Source organism: Bradyrhizobium barranii subsp. apii, from assembly GCF_011516635.5.
Taxonomy (GTDB): Bacteria; Pseudomonadota; Alphaproteobacteria; order Rhizobiales; family Xanthobacteraceae; genus Bradyrhizobium; species Bradyrhizobium barranii.
The window spans coordinates 5209303-5225438 of the sequence record NZ_CP096255.1 but is presented as its reverse complement, the minus strand read 5'-3'; the positions used below and the strand labels follow the sequence as shown (position 1 = coordinate 5225438).

Here is a 16136-nt window from a genome sequence, read left to right as displayed (position 1 = left end):
CGCTCAGTCGATGATGTGATACCCGCCATCGATATAGAGAACGCCCCCGGTGATCAGCTTGGCACCATCCAGCGCCAGGAACGCGGTGGCATTGCCGACGTCGTCGATGCTGACCAGGCTGCGCGCCGGCGCTTTGGACTGCGCCTTGTCCATGAGCTCGTCGAACTCCGGGATACCTGACGCCGCGCGCGTGGCGAGCGGGCCCGGCGAGATCGCGTGCACGCGGATGCCCTTGGGGCCAAGTTCGGCGGCCGCGTAGCGGACGGCCGCTTCAAGCGCCGCTTTCGCCACGCCCATGATATTGTAGTTCTCCACCACCATCTGGCTGCCATAGTAGGTCATGGTGAACATCGTGCCGCCGTTCTTCATCAGCGGCTCGGCGAGATGCGCCATGCGCAGGAATGACCAGCAAGAGACGTCCATCGTCTTAAGGAAGCCATCGCGGCCGACGTCCACCACGCGGCCATGGAGCGCCTCCTTCGGCGAGAAGGCGATCGAATGCAGCAGGAAATCGAGCTGTCCCCATTCCTTCGCAATCCGCTCGAACACCGCCTCGGTCTGCCCTTCCGTCATCACGTCCAGCGGCATGAAGATCGGCGCTTCCAGCGCCTGCGCGAGCGGTTCGACGTGCTTCTTGGCGCGATCGTTGAGATAGGTGACGGCCAGATCGGCCCCAAGCGCACGAAATGCCCTCGCGCACCCCCAGGCGATGGACTGGTCGTTCGCGATGCCGACGACGAGGCCTTTCTTGCCCTTCAGGGCAACCTTTGTATCCGGGAACACGGGGATCATGACACCCTCTCTTGCCTTGGATTGGTCGATTGTCCGTTCATCAACAGCGACAGCGTATGCTGTGCGATCATCAGTTCCTCGTCGGTCGGCACGACGTAGACGGGGATGCGGCTGTCGGAACGCGAGATCAGCCTGGAATTACGCGCGTTCTCGACGGGATCGAGCGTGCCGCCGAGCCATCCTAGCTGCTCGACCACGCGTGCGCGAATGTTCGCCGAATTCTCGCCGATCCCGGCCGTGAAGACGAAGGCGTCGAGGCCCTGCAAGGCGGCCGCGAGCATGCCGGCACTGAGACAGATCCGATAGACGAAATAGTCGACCGCGAGCTTCGCCTTGGGGTCGGCGCTCGCCTCCAGCTCGCGCATGTCATTGCTGACACCGGAGAGCCCCTTCAATCCGCAGTCGCGATAAAGGAAGTTCTGCACGTTTGAGGCGGACATCCCTTTCTCGGAGATGAGATAGATCACCACCCCGGGATCAATCTGCCCTGGACGCGTTCCCATCGGCAGGCCATCGAGCGCTGTGAAACCCATGGTGCTCTCGACGCTGCGCCCGTCCTTGAGCGCGCACATCGACGCGCCGCTGCCGAGATGGGCAACGATCACGCGCCGCTTCGCGATATCGGGCGCCACGCCCGGCAGCGTCCGGGCGATATACTCGTAGGACAGCCCATGAAAGCCATAGCGCCTGACACCCTCGGCATGAAGTTGATGCGGAATAGCATAATGGTCGGCGACGGCATCATGCGTGCGGTGAAATGCGGTGTCGAAGCAGGCAACCTGTGGCAGCGTCGGGAAATTCGCCAGCAGCGAACGGATCGGCGCCAGATTGTGGGGCTGGTGCAGCGGCGCCAGGGTCACAAATCGTTCGAGACGGGACACGACGCCGTGGTCGATCAGTACCGGCCGCGAATAGTCCGGCCCACCATGCACGACCCGGTGACCGACCGCGATCGGCGTGACGCGAAGTTCGTCCCGCAGCCAGTCGCCGGCAACGGCCATCGCCGCCGGAACATCAGGCACAGCCTCGATCGGATAAGCCCGATCGGCCATCGGATCGCCGCTCGGGCCACTTGCCCGCAGACGCGGTCGGCTGCCGATACCGTCCATCTGTCCCTTGATCTGACGACGAAGCGCACCGTCGCCTTCGATCGCATAGACCTGAAACTTCACACTGGACGAGCCGGCATTGACGACGAGGATCGTATCCATGGCGATCACGCGGCAACCGTCGGCGCCTTCCGGCGCCGGGCATGAGCATAGAGCGCGGCGACGGCACAGGACGCCATCCGCGCACGTGGCGAATCCGCGCGCGAGGTCAGCACGACGGGCACACGCGCACCGAGCACGATGCCGGCGCCATCGGCCTTGGCGAAATAGGCGAGATTCTTGGCGAGCATGTTGCCGGACTCAAGGTCCGGAACCATCAGGATCTGGGCGCGGCCGGCAACCTCGGATGTGATGCCCTTGATCCGCGCGGCCTCCAGATCGATGGCATTGTCGAAAGCCAGCGGGCCGTCGAGGATGCCGCCGGTGATCTGGCCGCGATCGGCCATCTTGCACAGGGCCGCGGCTTCGATGGTCGAGGGGATTTTCGAGGTCACGGTCTCGACGGCAGACAGAATCGCCACCCGCGGCGTCTTGCCGAACCCTGCCTGATTGTAGAGGTCGATCGCATTCTGAATGATGTCGCGTTTGGCGTCGAGATCGGGGAAAATGTTGATCGCCGCATCCGTCACGAAGATGGTCTCTGCATAGGCAGGCACATCCATCACGAAGACATGGCTGATACGTCGGTCGGTGCGCAAGCCTCCGGTCTTGGCGGTGACGGCCCGCATCAATTCGTCGGTGTGCAGGCTGCCCTTCATCAACAGCTCGCCTTTGGCGGCATGGATGAGCTCGACGCCCTTGGCCGCGGATTCGTCGCTGTGCGCGGCATCAACGATCTCGAAGCCGGACACATCGAGATCGCACCGGGCGGCAGTATCCTTGATCTTCCGCTCGGGCCCGACGAGCACAGGCCGGATAATGCCGGCGCTTGCGCTATCGATGGCGCCGCGCAGCGAGGTCTCGTCGCAAGGATGCACCACGATGGTCGACGTTGGCGGCGCGCCCTTCGCCGCCGCAATTAACCTATCGTACTTGCTGCCGGGCTGGGTTTGCGTCGTGTCGGCCGACATGATGTCACTCCCGATCCTGCCAATCCGCGTTACGACGCCCGTGCCTTGGGATCGAAAGGGGCGACGTTCGATGTCAACTCGCCCTCTCCGTCCAGACCGAAGAGCGCGGCGACGCGCTTCAGGCGATTGGCCCGCTCGCCGGTGATGTCCTCACTCGCCGACAGCACCTCGCGCATCGCCACGAAGGCCGCACGCCGCTGGTTGGTGTCGTCGGGCAACAATTTCGGGATCGCAGCGAGAGCACCTTCGCGATCGAGAAGCAGCATGAAGAACTGCTCACGCACCAGCTTCTTGAATTCCGACAGCGTCATGCGGGCGCCGGCATGGTCACGCCGAACCTGCCGCAACGCCTCGATGCTCCGCTCATCCACCATGCCGCGTGCGGAGCCAACATAAAGCAGCGCGCGGAGCGCCGCTTCGCGGAGCCCGCCCTCAGCGATGTGCGATTTCAGCTCGGCGATCCGTGCCGCGAGCATGGCGCGATGCTCCTGCGACATCTCCCGGTGGCGCGAGGGCACGGAATTAGGGTCGACGCCGACCGCGGCCTGGAGCAGCGGCGAGCCGTAGAGGTTGAGGAAGACGGCCTCGCTCAGCGCCTCCTGCGCATCGCGCCAGCTATCCAGCGTGTGCACGATCTGCTTCGACATTTGTTCCTGGAATGCCAGGAATGGATTGTCCTTTGAAACCGGCTTGCGGTCTGTCTCGACACGATCGGCAGCCGATTTGACCGTGGACATCCAGGGGTTCTGGCTGCTGAACGCCGCGTATTGCAGCCGCAGCGGATGCATGTTGCGGGCCCATTCCGCGAGTTGGGGCGTCACCATGCCCTTCACCCACGGCCGCATGAATTTTTGATAGGCAGCGAGATTGAGCTCCGAGACACGCTTGGCCGCAGCAAAGCGCCGCTCGTCCTCGGGCGAATTTCCGCCCATCGCGCGGATATCATCCAGCGTGCGGGCCTCGCAGCGCATCACCCACTGGCCTACCGCAAGATCCGCATTGAGCGTCTCGTTGCCACGGGCCTCGAACGTGGCCTCGTAGAGTCCTGGCGGCAGCACGTCGATCAGGTCGATGTTGCTGGAGAACTCAGCGTGCTCCTTCTTCGCCACACCGCCGGATACGAAGATGCCGAGATGACCGATGCTCTCGTGAACGGTATAGACGATGGTCTGGCCATAGGCTCTGATCTCGTCGACGTCGGCGTAGCAGTCCAGGATCCAGTCCAACGCCTGCTGCGGAGGGGTGACATTGTCGCCCTTGGAGCAGAACACCACGATCGGCGCACGAATGTTGCGCAGATCGACCTTCTGGCCATCGGACATCTCGATCCGACCGGCGGCGAGATTGTTGCCGATGAAGAGCTCGTCGACGATGAACTGGATTTCCTCGGCATTGAGATTGACGTGTCCGCCCCACCAGCGCTCGAAATCGAGATAGCGTTCCGCCTCGGTATCGACCTTGGAGTAGACGTTGTACTGCTTGGTCCAGAGCGTATTCGACGGGTTCTGGTTCTCGAAATTCTGCACCAGCCAGGCGCCGTCGAACTTGCCGGCCCCGAGATCGCTCGTGAGTGCCGTGAGCCAGCTTCCGCCCAGCAGGCCGCCGGAATAGCGCATGGGGTATTTGCCATGCACGCCTGCCCAGTAGGCCAGCGGCGCACCGGCGATGATCAGCGGCCCGAACAATTCCGGCCGCAGTGACGCCAGGATCATGACGGCCCAGCCGGCCTGACAATTGCCGATCACGCAGGGCTTTCCGTCGGCGTCCGGATGACGGCTGATGACGGTCTCGATAAAGATCGCTTCCGCGCGCGCAATGCGTTCGATGGTTTGCCCGGGCATCGGCTCCGGAAGGAAGCCGATGAAGTAGCAGGGATGCCCCGCCTTCATGGCGACGCCGATCTCGCTATCGGCCTTGAAGCCGCCGATGCCGGGTCCATGGCCGGCGCGCGGATCGACCACGACGAACGGACGCCGGCTCATGTCGATCTCAACATCCTTCGGCGGAATGATGCGCACCAGCGCGTAGTTGACCGGTTCGTCCAGCTTCCGGCCGTCCGTGATCAATTCTGCAGCATATTGCAGCACATGCGGCGCGGTCTGGGCGACGTGCTCGCGGTACTGGTCGCCACGCTGGCGCATGATGTCCAGGAACAGGACGCTACGCTGTCCCGCATCGACCATGTATTCCACGGCCGAGGCGACCAGCCCCGACATTGGGCCATCAGGCAGCTTTAAGTCTTTGATCGCCATGTTCGACCTCGTCGTCGCGCGAGGTCATTCAAAAAGGTCGGCGGTCGCTGACGTTGATTTAGGTCAACGATCGGCGACGGTGTTCGCGTCAATCGGGATCGACCAACCGCCCCGCGGGGGCGCGCCGCAATCGGGCCGCGGGAGAGCTTAAGTGCCGGATGCAGCAAATTACAGCCGCCAGGAGAGACTACGCGACGGACGATTGGTCGATATCCGGGCGCTTCGTCCCGAGGATGAGCCCGACATGCTTGCCGCGCTCGAGGAGACCAGCGCTCAATCGCTCCAACGCCGCTTCTTTGTGACGAAGCGTCATTTTTCCGAACGGGAACGCGCTTTCTTCATGGAACCCGATTTCAGAAACCACGTGGCGCTGGTTGCGTGCACGGAAGAGGCGAGCCGCAGCATGATCATCGGCGGTGGTCGCTATGTCATATTCGAGCCTGGACGGGCCGAAGCAGCTTTCGTCGTGATCGATGCCTGGCAGGGACGTGGCGTTGGCGGGCTGCTGACGTGCCATCTGATCGCTATCGCCCGCGAGGCCGGATTGACGGAGTTGACCGCGGAGGTGTTACCGGAGAACGCGGCGATGCTCCGCGTCTTCGACAAGTTTGGCTTCAAGCCAGCAACGACCCGCGAACCCGGTGTAATTCACATGGCATTGAAGCTGTCCTAATACGCGGCCGGTACGAGAGCTCCAGCATCGAGAGAAATGGCGGCGGCGCGTCGCGCCACCGTCCGTTGGTACCGGCACCTCCAAACGCGCGCCCTCACCCCAAGCCTGAATTTTCCGCCGCACGCGATCTGTCAGGCGAGCGTCAGCCTGTTCGTCTAGCTTCGCAACATGTCGGCCGCCGACACACGCCGCCCCTCAGCAATCCCGGACACTGGCGACACCGCCCAGGGCGTCGCCGGTTGCGAGGCCCGGTTGGATTCGCGTCCATTTCCGGGCCTCGTTTGCTGCCTCAAAAGAAAACGGCGCCCCCAAAGGAGCGCCGCCCGAAACTCTTCGTCGCTGCGTTGGCTCAGTAGCCGCAGGACGCGCAGCCCATCTGCACCGGGGCGTAATAGGAATAGCCGGGCGAAACCATCTCGACGCGCTGGCGCGTGGCGTATTGCGGCGGGACGCGTTCGTACTGGACGCTCGGCGGTGCCACCATCACGGTCTGCGGCACCATCACGGTGCGGTACTGCGCCGGCGTACGGTGCGCGACGGTCGCGCCGGGAGAAACCATCACGGTCTCGTCGACGGTGCGGTATTGCGGCTGCACGTATTGCTGCTGGTAGCAGGTCTGGCACGGCGGCGGCGCGTAGCAATTGTAGCAGCCGGCGGAGGCCGCGCTCGTCATGGAAATCGCGGCGACGACCGTTGAGAAAACGACAGCGAGAGTACGAGACATTGTGGTGGTGCCCCAGTTGCCCAAAATGGATTTGCGAAGGTCGCGAGCATTATAAGCTGCAACATCTTGAGCTGCCGAACTTCGTCGAGGCATCCTTAATGCGAACGGCCGGCTTGCGCCGGCCGTTCAGAACTTGTTGACCATCGCGCGAGGCGCGGACGGTGCAGCGCTTATTTCGTACGCCGCTTCACCTCACGCACCGCACCGCGTGCGGCGCTGGTGGTGAGCGCTGCATAAGCCTGAAGCGCGGTCGAGACGTTGCGCTTGCGGCCCGTCGCCTGCCAGGCGGCATCGCCCTTGGCCTCTTCCGCCGCGCGGCGCTTGGCGAGCTCCTCATCGGAGACCTCCAGGCTGATGCTGCGGTTCGGGATGTCGATGGCGATGCGGTCGCCGGTGCGCACCAGACCGATGTTGCCGCCTTCCGCCGCTTCCGGCGACAGATGGCCGATCGAGAGGCCGGACGAGCCGCCGGAGAAGCGTCCGTCGGTAACGAGCGCACAGGCTTTGCCGAGGCCCATCGATTTCAGATAGCTCGTCGGATACAGCATCTCCTGCATGCCGGGGCCGCCGCGCGGGCCTTCGTAGATGATGACCACGATCTCGCCGGCAACGACCTTGCCGCCCAGAATGCCTTCCACAGCGGCGTCCTGGCTTTCGAACACGCGTGCCGGGCCGGAGAACTTCAGGATCGAGGCGTCCACGCCCGCGGTCTTCACGATGCAGCCGTCCTGCGCGAGGTTGCCGTAGAGCACGGCGAGACCGCCATCCTTGCTGAAGGCATGCTCGAGGTTGCGGACCACACCCTTCTCGCGATCGCTATCGAGCTCGTCGTAACGGCGCTCCTGGCTGAAGGCGACCTGCGTCGGGATGCCGCCGGGCGAAGCGCGGAAGAAGGTACGGACCGACTCGCTCTTGGAGCGCTTGATGTCCCAGCGCTCCAGCGCGTCGTTCATGGTCGGCGCGTGCACGGTCGAGACCGAGGTGTCGATCAGGCCGGCGCGATCGAGCTCGCCCAGAATGCCCATGATGCCGCCGGCGCGATGCACGTCCTCGACATGGACGTCGGCGACCGACGGCGCGACCTTGCAGAGCACGGGCACGCGGCGCGACAGCCGGTCGATGTCCTGCATGGTGAATTCCACCTGCCCTTCATGGGCCGCCGCCAGCAGATGCAGCACGGTGTTGGTCGAGCCGCCCATCGCGATGTCCAGCGTCATCGCGTTCTCGAACGCCTTGAAGTTGGCGACGTTGCGCGGCAGCACGGAGGCATCGTCCTGCTCGTAATAGCGGCGCACGATATCGACGATGGTGTGGCCGGCCTCGACGAACAGGCGCTTGCGGTCTGCATGGGTCGCCACCACCGTGCCGTTGCCGGGCAATGCGAGGCCAAGCGCTTCGGTCAGGCAATTCATCGAATTGGCCGTGAACATGCCCGAGCAGGAGCCGCAGGTCGGACACGCAGAGCGCTCGATCACCTTGACGTCCTCGTCGCTGACCTTGGAGTCGGCGGCCGCCACCATGGCGTCGATGAGGTCGACGGCCTTGGTCTTGCCCTGCAACGTGACCTTGCCGGCCTCCATCGGGCCGCCCGAGACGAACACGGCGGGGATGTTGAGCCGCAGCGCGGCCATCAGCATGCCGGGCGTGATCTTGTCGCAGTTGGAGATGCAGACGAGGCCGTCGGCGCAATGCGCGTTGGCCATGTATTCGACGCTGTCGGCGATCAGCTCGCGCGACGGCAGGCTGTAGAGCATGCCATCATGGCCCATGGCGATGCCGTCATCGACCGCGATGGTGTTGAATTCCTTGGCGACGCCGCCGGCCTGCTCGATCTCGCGGGCGACGAGCTGGCCGAGGTCCTTGAGGTGGACGTGGCCGGGCACGAACTGGGTGAAGGAGTTGACGACCGCGATGATCGGCTTGCCGAAATCGGCATCCTTCATGCCCGTCGCGCGCCAGAGGCCGCGGGCGCCCGCCATGTTGCGGCCGTGGGTGGTGGTGCGGGAGCGATAGGCTGGCATGGCGGTTTCCGTCCTCGGTTGGGTCAGCCGGGCGGAAAAATGGAAGCCGCCTCAGGCCTTTCCGGCCGGATAGCGCACGGGCTGGGCGCGCGCAACGGGAACTTGCCCCGAAACGGCCCGGATCGGCCCCGCGCAGGCCTCCCCTGCTCCCGGCGCGGGTTATTGCAGGGTCGCGCCAGCGCCGGACGGACGCTGCAGCAGCTAGCGCTTCGGCTTTGGCAGCACAATTCTCCCCTGGGAGGCAATGCCGCCCCACTTGGCGGACCACCCGACTTCCGAGGCCGAGAATGGCTCGATGCCTGCATGACCCCCGGCACCCTGCAGTGCAAACAGGGCGCCCTGGGGATCCACACATCGTGCGATCCAGCAGCCATCAGGCAATTCGATCGGACCCTGGAGGATCCGGCCTCCACCAGCATTCACATGCTTCGTCGCAGCGCCGATGTCGTCGACATTGAAGTAATGCAGCCAACATGGCTGCGCTACGCTCGAAAGTTTCGTCAGCATGCCGCCGACCGTTTGCCCCCCGGCCGAAAACAATTGATACCAGTCCGCTGGATCGGTTTGAGCGTCGGCTTTCTGCCAACCAAATAGTTCTCTGTAGAAATCGAAGATCACTGTCCGGTCGGCGGCCAATAGCTCATGCCAGCCTACGCGCCCGGGCTCGTCCAGCCGGCCCGGTTTCCATCGGCCATATGTCGGTTTCTCGATCAGCCCGAACGTCGCTTTCTGCGGATCGGCAGCGACTGCTATTCGACCAATATTGGTGTCGGTCGGCGGCACAAAGATCGTGCCTTCGAGACGCCTGATCTGCGCGGCAGCCCGGTCCAGGTCGTCGACAGCGACGTAACCCATCCATCTCGGCGTTGCCCCTGATCTCCGCCCCTCTTCCGGGATATCCATAAGGCCGCCCAGCGGGATGTCGCCGCTACGAAGCACCGTGTAAGGCAGTTCCGGAGTCGATTCATCCTTCACGCCCCAGCCGACGACCTTGCGATAGAATGCGCCCGCCGCCGCGACGTCCGTGGTCAGCAGTTCGTACCAAGCGACACGTCCGAGTTGATCCGCCACGCCGATCTCTCCGTTCAAACCTGGATGCGCTTGCGGCACTGCACCAAGCTGCACGCGTAGCGAGAGCGTGGATCGTTGACGCGTTGTGTCAACCGGCCGTGCCGGTTGCCGTTCATGAAGATGAATACATCCCGAACGTGCAGCCCCGCGCTTTTGTGCGCGTAATTGTTGCCCGCGTTATTTCCTGGGCGTAGACTTACCGCGGCTGGGATACTTCTTGCAATGCTCGGAGGTTCGACCATGCGGCAGGCGAAGAAGACTTCTAAAGGGAAGAAGCGAGTAAGCAAAGTCGCCGTGCCGGCGTTCGGAGCCGCAGGGTTGACGTTCTCGCTGGCGGGAGGCGCATCGGCGTCCGCCGTACCGACACCCGACGTACAACAATTGCCGCACCTTGGAACGGGCCAGGCAATCGCGCTCGATGAAGAGGAAATGGCTGACGTCAGCCTGGCCACCTTCCATCTCTTCGACAAGGAAAACGCCGGTAGCCGCGTGCAGCTGGCATGGCGCGGATGCGGCGGTTGCCGCGGCTGCGGAGGCTGTCGGGCTTGCCGTGGTTGCCGATGTGGCGTCGGTTGCCGATGTGCGGGTTGTGCAGTTGGCTGTGCTGTCGGCTGTGGCGTTGGTGTGGTGGGATGTGCCGTATCATGCGCGGGTTGCTGCGCATCATGGGGCCGCTGCCGCGTGTGCTAGACCCCGGCACGTTCCGAATGTCAAATTCACGGGTTGATAGGTCATTGGCCGGCCTCAAGAAAGGGTCCGGCCAATTGCTTGATTTCGCTACGACGCCTGCATCGGCGGCTTGCGGGTGACAGCTGAATTCGTTTCAATTCTCTGGGAAAATGCCGGCGCGCCGTCGCGACGTTCCATCTTGCGCCGGGGATCTAGCATGACGGCAACAGGATCAGCGTGCTGACTCAATGACTGCAACTCGCAAGACCCGCGTTGCGCGGCAGACCCGCAAAGACATTCTCCGATTTGCACCGAACTTCACCGCTTACGTACTGCCTCCCGATGCGGTTTGTCTCTATTCCGAGAACCGCAAATTCTTCCTGCACGGCGAGCTCTACTGCGCCCTCGCCACTGCGATCGGGCAACACGGCAAGGCCGGGTCGGAGATCATTCGCCAGCTTTCGAAGCGCTTCCCGGCCGACAAGATCGAGGAAGCAATCAAGCGGCTGCTCGATCGCCGATATGTCGTTGCGCGGACCCCGAAAGCGTTCGACGACGCCGTCGGCGGTTTCCTGGCAAGCCTCGGCATGCCCCTGGAGATCGCGGAACAAAATCTTCGCAACTGCCCCGTGCAGGTCGAGTCGATTGACGTCAAAGGCGCCAAGGAGCTGACCGCGGCGTTGAGCAAGCTCGGTGTTCAAATCGCCAAGCGCTCGCCGAAGCTCACGATCACGCTGGTGAACAATTATCTCGACCGGCGGCTCGCCGAATTGAACCACGAACGCGTAGCGGGCAAAACGCCATGGCTGCTGGTACAGCCGTCCGGCGCGTTTCCGCTGGTCGGGCCCATGTTCAAACCGGGCGAGAGCGCCTGCTGGACCTGCCTGTTCGATCGCATGATCCGCAACCGGGAGATCAAGGGGTTTCTTGACCGGGGACCGGCGCGTGCGGTTGCCATGTCGCCTCTCGTCAGAGAAAGCGTCGGCAAGACTGGAATCCATTTTGCGGCGGTCGAGATCGCCAAGGCAATTGCCTCGGATTTTCGCACCGATTTGTGCGATCACATCGCAAGCTTCGACCTGACCGGCGCCGCCATCGCCAAGCACTACGTGACGCGACGTCCACAATGTCCGACCTGCGGCAGCAGGAAGCTGAACAACCCGCGCCGATCTCCGGCCCTGGTCGAGATTGCCGAGGGCAAGAGGCTCGTCATGACCAGCGGTGGATATCGCACCGTGACGTCGCGGTCGACGGTGTCGCGCTTCCGCAAGCATGTGAGCCCACTGACAGGGGTCGTGACCCGGCTCGAGCGGATCGACGTCGACCTGCCGATGAACACCAACTACTTCGCCCAGCACAATTTCTCCGCGCCGGCCCACAGCATCGACCAGCTCAGGTCCGGATTGAGTGGCGGCAGTTTTGGCAAGGGCTCGACGGCTGAACAGGGTGAGGCAAGCGCGCTGATGGAATCGATCGAACGCTATTCTGGTATTTTCCAGGGCGATGAGATCAGGACGACGCGCCGCTTCGTCGATTTCGCGCCTGGCGACGCGCTTCTTCCCAACGACGTCCAGCTCTTCAGCGAAACGCAGTTCAAGACCAGGTTTCTGCAGCAGCCGGACGATCCCCATCCGGTGCCCGAGCCGTTCGATCCCTCGACGAGGACCGAGTGGTCGCCGGTCTCGTCGTTGCGCGACAAACGCTTCAAATATCTGCCGACCGGCCTCCTGTACTTCTTCTATGGCGGCTTTCATACGGATTCCAACGGCTGCGCGGCCGGCAACACCCGCGACGAAGCCATCGTTCAGGGCTTCCTCGAACTGATCGAGCGCGATGCCTACGCGATCTGGTGGTACAACCGGGTGCGACGCGCCGAGGTCGATCTCGGGCAATTCGACGATTTCTATGTTCGGGATCTCCAGGCTCAATTTGCGGAAGCCGGGCGCAAGCTGTGGGTGCTCGACATCACCACGGACCTCGGCATTCCGACTTACGTGGCGATCATGCACTGGATGCAGAATGGACACGAGAATATCGAGTTCGGTTCCGGCGCGCATTTCGACCGCCATATAGCGCTGCTGCGATCCCTCACCGAACTGACCCAATTTATGTCCGTCGGCATGATGGGCGGCGCAAGCGGCGAGAAGCCGACCCTCGACGGTGTCACGCCGCTGCGCCTGGAAGACTACCCGTTCCTGACACCGAGCGACCACCCGATCGTCCTCCCAGCGCCGAGCCTCAAGCTTCACGACAATACGCGTGACCAGGTCGTCGCCTGCGTCGAGATCGCCGCCCGTGCAGGCTACGATTTCCTCGTCCTCGACCAGACACGTCCCGACGTCGAGGTTCCGGTCGTCAGAGTCCTCGTTCCCGGCCTGCGTCATTTCTATCGCCGTTTCGCACCGGGTCGCCTTTACGATGTGCCGGTGAAGCTCGGATTGTTGGACCGGCCGCGACCGGAAAGCGATCTGACTTCATTCCTTCCACACACCTGAAGGGTTGCTCTTTCGTGCGCGCTCCCCGGAAAAAGCCGACCAGGAAGATCGCGCCAGACATTGCCGCCCGGTTGAGCCATCATTTCTCCCTCCAGATGCAGCCGGACGGAAACATCACCGCCATTCTGGGCGACTATTCCGTCAACCTCGGACAATTCAGCGCGGCCGCGATGGACTGCGCGCGACATCTGAGCACCGGCCTTCCGCTCGCGTCCTTTGCGGGCAAGAGCGCCCTCGCGAGAGACGTCGACGCCCTGGTACGTCGCCTGGCCGGGCAGGGGCTTCTGGAATACCGCCTCTCCTCGTCGCGTAACACGCAGGACTTCGTGGTCATCGAGCCCCAAGTCCCCGAATACTGGCCGCGGCGCGCGAAGCTGGGCAGTCGTGACACCATTGTGCTATCGCGCTTTGCCTTTCTCCGTCGGCGCGGCAACGAGCTGGTGCTGGAATCGCCATGCGCCGGCGCGTTGTTCCGGATTGGCGATCCCGCCATCGCCGCCACCCTTGCGGCGCTGTCGCAGCCCCGGAAGATCGGCAAGCTCAACCAGACGGTGGCTTCCTCCACCCTCCATCTGCTCGAACTGTTGCTGGACAGCCAGATCCTGCTCAAGCTCGATGCGAAAGACGGACAAGGCCTGCGGGTGAACGAAGGCGACGGCAACCTCGTACTCTGGGATTTCCACGATCTGGTGTTTCACACGCGGAGCACGGAGGGTCGGCAAGCCAATCCGGTCGGCGCCGCCTTCACCTATGCCGGCATCGTTCCGCCGTCGCCAGCGGTGCGTCCGCCCTGGGCCGGCAGCAAGATTGACCTGCGCAAATTCTCCTCCTCGGAGCCGAACTCCCGCTTCCCGAAGCTGTTGCGCGAACGCCATTCAACGCGGGATTTCGACGACAAGAATCCGGTCACGCTCGGCGAACTCGCGCAGTTTCTCGACACCAGCGCGCGCGTCTTGTCCGAGTGGAAGAGCGAGCCGTATTTCGAAGGCGGTTCCGACGTCACCTACAGCACAAGGCCTTATCCGTCGGCGGGCAGCGCGTACGAGCTGGAATTGTACCTTACCGTCGCGAACTGCGACGGGCTTGCGCGCGGGCTCTACCACTACGATGCAGGGAGCCACGCGCTAGTCGCGATCAGCGCCTCCCCCCAACAACTCCAGGCGCATTTGGCGGCTGCCCAGTTCGCCATGGACGCGCCGGGTCAGCCACAAATCCTCATCACGATCGCGGCGCGTTTTGGGCGGATCTCCTGGAAATACAGCTCAATCGCATATTCGCTGATCCTGAAGGATGTCGGCAGCCTGATTCAGACGCTCTACCTGACGGCAACCGATATGGGCCTCGGCGGCTGCGCCATTGGCAGCACCAACATCGATCTGTTCGCGAAAATGACGGAGTTGGAATTCCATATCGAGGGCCCGGTCGGTCAATTCGCGCTCGGGCGCGGCAGGACGCCGGAGGTCCAAGGCTAGAAGCGGGTGTCCGACGGCGTCAGGCCAGTCGCCCTATTGCAAGGTCGGATCGAGCCGGTCGCGCAGCCAGTCGCCGATCACGGAGACGGCCAGCGTGGTGATCACGATGGCGGTCGCCGGCGCCAGCATGATCCAGGGCGCCCGGGTCAGGTACTCCCGGCCATAGCCGACCATGTTGCCGAGGCTGGTCATCGGCGGCTGCACGCCGAGGCCGAGGAAGGACAGGCCGGATTCCATCAGGATCACCTCGGGGAAAACCAGCGTGGTCGAAACGATCAGGGTCGAGGCGATGTTGGGCAGGATGTGGCGCAAGTAAATCCGCGACGGCGTCGCACCGAGCTGGCGGACGGCCGCGGCATAGCCTTGCGCATTGGCGGAGATGGCGAGGCCGCGGGCGATGCGGGCATAGCGCTCCCAGCCGAACAGCCCCATCAGGCCGATCAGCAGCGGCAGCGAATTGCCGAAGAAGGCGAGCACCGCGAGCGCCATGATCAGGAACGGCATGCTGGCCTGGAAGTCGGTCAGCATCAGCACGAACTGCTCGACGGCCCCGCGGAAATGCGCGGCAAGGAAGCCGAGCGTGGTGCCGACGATCGCCGAGATCGCGGTCGCGCCGAAGGCGATCAACAGCGAGATGCGGATCGAGACGAGGAGCCGCGACAGCACGTCGCGGCCAAGCTCGTCGGTGCCGAGCCAGTGCGCGACATTGCCGGGAGCAGCCAGCCGGTTGCGCAGGTCGAGCTGGGTGAAGCTGTAAGGCGCGATTTTCTCGGCGAACGCCGCGATCACTAGCATCGCCACGATCCAGGAGATCGCTAGCCCGACCGAGACTGGAATGGCCGGCAGGCTGATGCGGCGGCGGACAGCCGTATCCTTCAGCGTCGCATCGGTCATGCGTGCGCTCCCTTGGCGCGGAGGCGCGGATCGAGGAAGCCGTAGAGGAAATCGACGATCAGATTGGACGTGACCATGGTCATCGCGACCAGCAACAGGATGCACTGCACGACGGCGAGGTCGCGGTTGGCGACGGCGACGACCAGCAGGCGCCCTACTCCCGGCCAGGCAAACACGCTCTCGACCACGACCGCACCGGCGATCAGCGTGCCCACCATGAAACCGAGAATGGTGACGGTCGGGATCGCCGCGTTCGGCAGCGCATGCGACGTCACCACCTTGCGCCACGGCACGCCCTTGGCCGAGGCGGTGCGGATATAGGGCTGGCCCAGCACCTCCAGCATGGCGCTGCGGGTGAAGCGCGCCAGCACCGCGGCGCCGCCGAGGCTGAGTGTCACGATTGGCAGGATGGCGTGACGCCAGCTGTCCTGCCCGCCCGACGGCAACCAGCCGAGCTGAACGGCGAAGACGAGCACGAGCAGCAGCGCAAGGACGAAACTCGGCACGGTGAAGCCGGCGACCGCCGTCATCATCACGGCGCGATCGATTCCCGAGCCGCGGTGCAGCGCCGCGTAGATGCCGGCGGGAATGCCGAGGGCGACCTTGAAGAAGAAGGCCGGCAGCGTCAGCGCCAGCGTTGCCGGAATCCGCTCCAGCACGAGCTCGATCGCCGGTCGCCCGTCGCGCATGGAGCGGCCGAGCTCGCCCTTGGCGATGGCGCCGAAGTAGTCGAGGTACTGGAACCAGATGGGATCATCGAGCCCCCAGGCCTTACGGAAAGCAGCGAGCACTTCCGGCGGCGCCTCAGGTCCCAGGATCATCAGCGCGGGATCGCCGGAGAGGCGCAGCACAACGAAGGCGAAGGTGACGACGAGCACGATCGTCAGCGCCGCG

The 16136-nt window shown here is 63.8% G+C and carries 12 protein-coding genes; 3 read left to right on the top strand and 9 right to left on the bottom strand.

Going from position 1 to position 16136, the window contains the following annotated elements:
• Positions 1-3: 3 nt before the first annotated feature.
• From fabI to HAP41_RS24810, 4 genes are read right to left on the bottom strand one after another with little or no spacing between them, the layout of a single operon-like run.
• Positions 4-792: an enoyl-ACP reductase FabI gene (gene fabI, locus HAP41_RS24825; RefSeq protein WP_166096588.1), complete on the bottom strand. Its 789-nt coding sequence runs from the start codon at positions 790-792 to the stop codon at positions 4-6.
• Positions 789-2003 (bottom strand): acetate/propionate family kinase, encoded by a 1215-nt coding sequence (locus HAP41_RS24820; protein WP_166096589.1) that lies wholly within the window; start codon positions 2001-2003, stop codon positions 789-791. Before HAP41_RS24820 ends, fabI begins: the two co-directional genes overlap by 4 nt.
• Positions 2004-2008: 5 nt before the next feature.
• Complete coding sequence (locus HAP41_RS24815; RefSeq protein ID WP_166096590.1) at positions 2009-2971, bottom strand: phosphate acetyltransferase; 963 nt, start codon at positions 2969-2971, stop codon at positions 2009-2011.
• A gap of 29 nt (positions 2972-3000) precedes the next feature.
• Positions 3001-5223, bottom strand: a complete 2223-nt coding sequence (locus HAP41_RS24810) for a DUF3141 domain-containing protein (RefSeq protein WP_166096591.1) — start codon at positions 5221-5223, stop codon at positions 3001-3003.
• A 151-nt stretch (positions 5224-5374) separates the two neighbouring features.
• Between HAP41_RS24810 and HAP41_RS24805 the strand changes: the two genes are divergently transcribed.
• A complete protein-coding gene (locus HAP41_RS24805) occupies positions 5375-5896 on the top strand; it encodes a GNAT family N-acetyltransferase (protein WP_063986368.1) in 522 nt (173 codons plus the stop codon).
• A 349-nt stretch (positions 5897-6245) separates the two neighbouring features.
• On the opposite strand, the gene HAP41_RS24800 is transcribed toward HAP41_RS24805, so the two are convergent.
• The 3 genes from HAP41_RS24800 to HAP41_RS24790 all read right to left on the bottom strand — a co-directional run bounded on the left by HAP41_RS24800 (position 6246) and on the right by HAP41_RS24790 (position 9712).
• Positions 6246-6569 carry a hypothetical protein gene (locus HAP41_RS24800; protein WP_071913852.1) on the bottom strand — a complete coding sequence of 108 codons (324 nt, stop codon included), beginning with the start codon at positions 6567-6569 and terminating at the stop codon, positions 6246-6248.
• Between the two features lie 221 nt (positions 6570-6790).
• Entirely contained in the window at positions 6791-8641 is a 1851-nt protein-coding gene (gene ilvD / locus HAP41_RS24795; protein ID WP_166096592.1) for a dihydroxy-acid dehydratase, read from the bottom strand.
• 201 nt (positions 8642-8842) lie between these two features.
• A complete protein-coding gene (locus tag HAP41_RS24790; RefSeq protein ID WP_224580753.1) occupies positions 8843-9712 on the bottom strand; it encodes a VOC family protein in 870 nt (289 codons plus the stop codon).
• A 917-nt stretch (positions 9713-10629) separates the two neighbouring features.
• Here HAP41_RS24790 and HAP41_RS24785 point away from each other — a divergent pair.
• Both HAP41_RS24785 and HAP41_RS24780 read left to right on the top strand, forming a co-directional pair.
• Positions 10630-12876, top strand: coding sequence for a TOMM precursor leader peptide-binding protein (locus tag HAP41_RS24785; RefSeq protein WP_166096594.1), 2247 nt, complete (start codon positions 10630-10632; stop codon positions 12874-12876).
• Positions 12877-12971: 95 nt separating this feature from the next.
• Positions 12972-14348, top strand: a complete 1377-nt coding sequence (locus HAP41_RS24780; RefSeq protein ID WP_166105803.1) for a SagB/ThcOx family dehydrogenase — start codon at positions 12972-12974, stop codon at positions 14346-14348.
• A 33-nt stretch (positions 14349-14381) separates the two neighbouring features.
• Here the strand turns inward: HAP41_RS24780 and HAP41_RS24775 are convergent, their stop codons facing one another.
• Together HAP41_RS24775 and HAP41_RS24770 are read right to left on the bottom strand one after the other, a co-directional pair.
• Positions 14382-15242 carry an ABC transporter permease gene (locus HAP41_RS24775; RefSeq protein WP_166096595.1) on the bottom strand — a complete coding sequence of 287 codons (861 nt, stop codon included), beginning with the start codon at positions 15240-15242 and terminating at the stop codon, positions 14382-14384.
• The gene (locus tag HAP41_RS24770) at positions 15239-16129 is read right to left on the bottom strand and encodes an ABC transporter permease (protein ID WP_175618413.1); all 891 of its coding nucleotides are present in this window, start codon (positions 16127-16129) and stop codon (positions 15239-15241) included. Before HAP41_RS24770 ends, HAP41_RS24775 begins: the two co-directional genes overlap by 4 nt.
• Positions 16130-16136: the final 7 nt, after the last annotated feature.

Excerpts from the sequence above, each read along its gene's own strand:
- HAP41_RS24785 (WP_166096594.1), top strand. The coding sequence starts at position 10,630 with ATGACTGCAACTCGCAAGACCCGCGTTGCGCGGCAGACCCGCAAAGAC.
- fabI (WP_166096588.1), bottom strand. The coding sequence starts at position 792 with ATGATCCCCGTGTTCCCGGATACAAAGGTTGCCCTGAAGGGCAAGAAA.
- HAP41_RS24820 (WP_166096589.1), bottom strand. The coding sequence starts at position 2,003 with ATGGATACGATCCTCGTCGTCAATGCCGGCTCGTCCAGTGTGAAGTTT.
- HAP41_RS24775 (WP_166096595.1), bottom strand. The coding sequence starts at position 15,242 with ATGACCGATGCGACGCTGAAGGATACGGCTGTCCGCCGCCGCATCAGC.
- HAP41_RS24810 (WP_166096591.1), bottom strand. The coding sequence starts at position 5,223 with ATGGCGATCAAAGACTTAAAGCTGCCTGATGGCCCAATGTCGGGGCTG.
- HAP41_RS24780 (WP_166105803.1), top strand. The coding sequence starts at position 12,972 with ATGCAGCCGGACGGAAACATCACCGCCATTCTGGGCGACTATTCCGTC.
- HAP41_RS24800 (WP_071913852.1), bottom strand. The coding sequence starts at position 6,569 with ATGACGAGCGCGGCCTCCGCCGGCTGCTACAATTGCTACGCGCCGCCG.
- ilvD (WP_166096592.1), bottom strand. The coding sequence starts at position 8,641 with ATGCCAGCCTATCGCTCCCGCACCACCACCCACGGCCGCAACATGGCG.
- HAP41_RS24815 (WP_166096590.1), bottom strand. The coding sequence starts at position 2,971 with ATGTCGGCCGACACGACGCAAACCCAGCCCGGCAGCAAGTACGATAGG.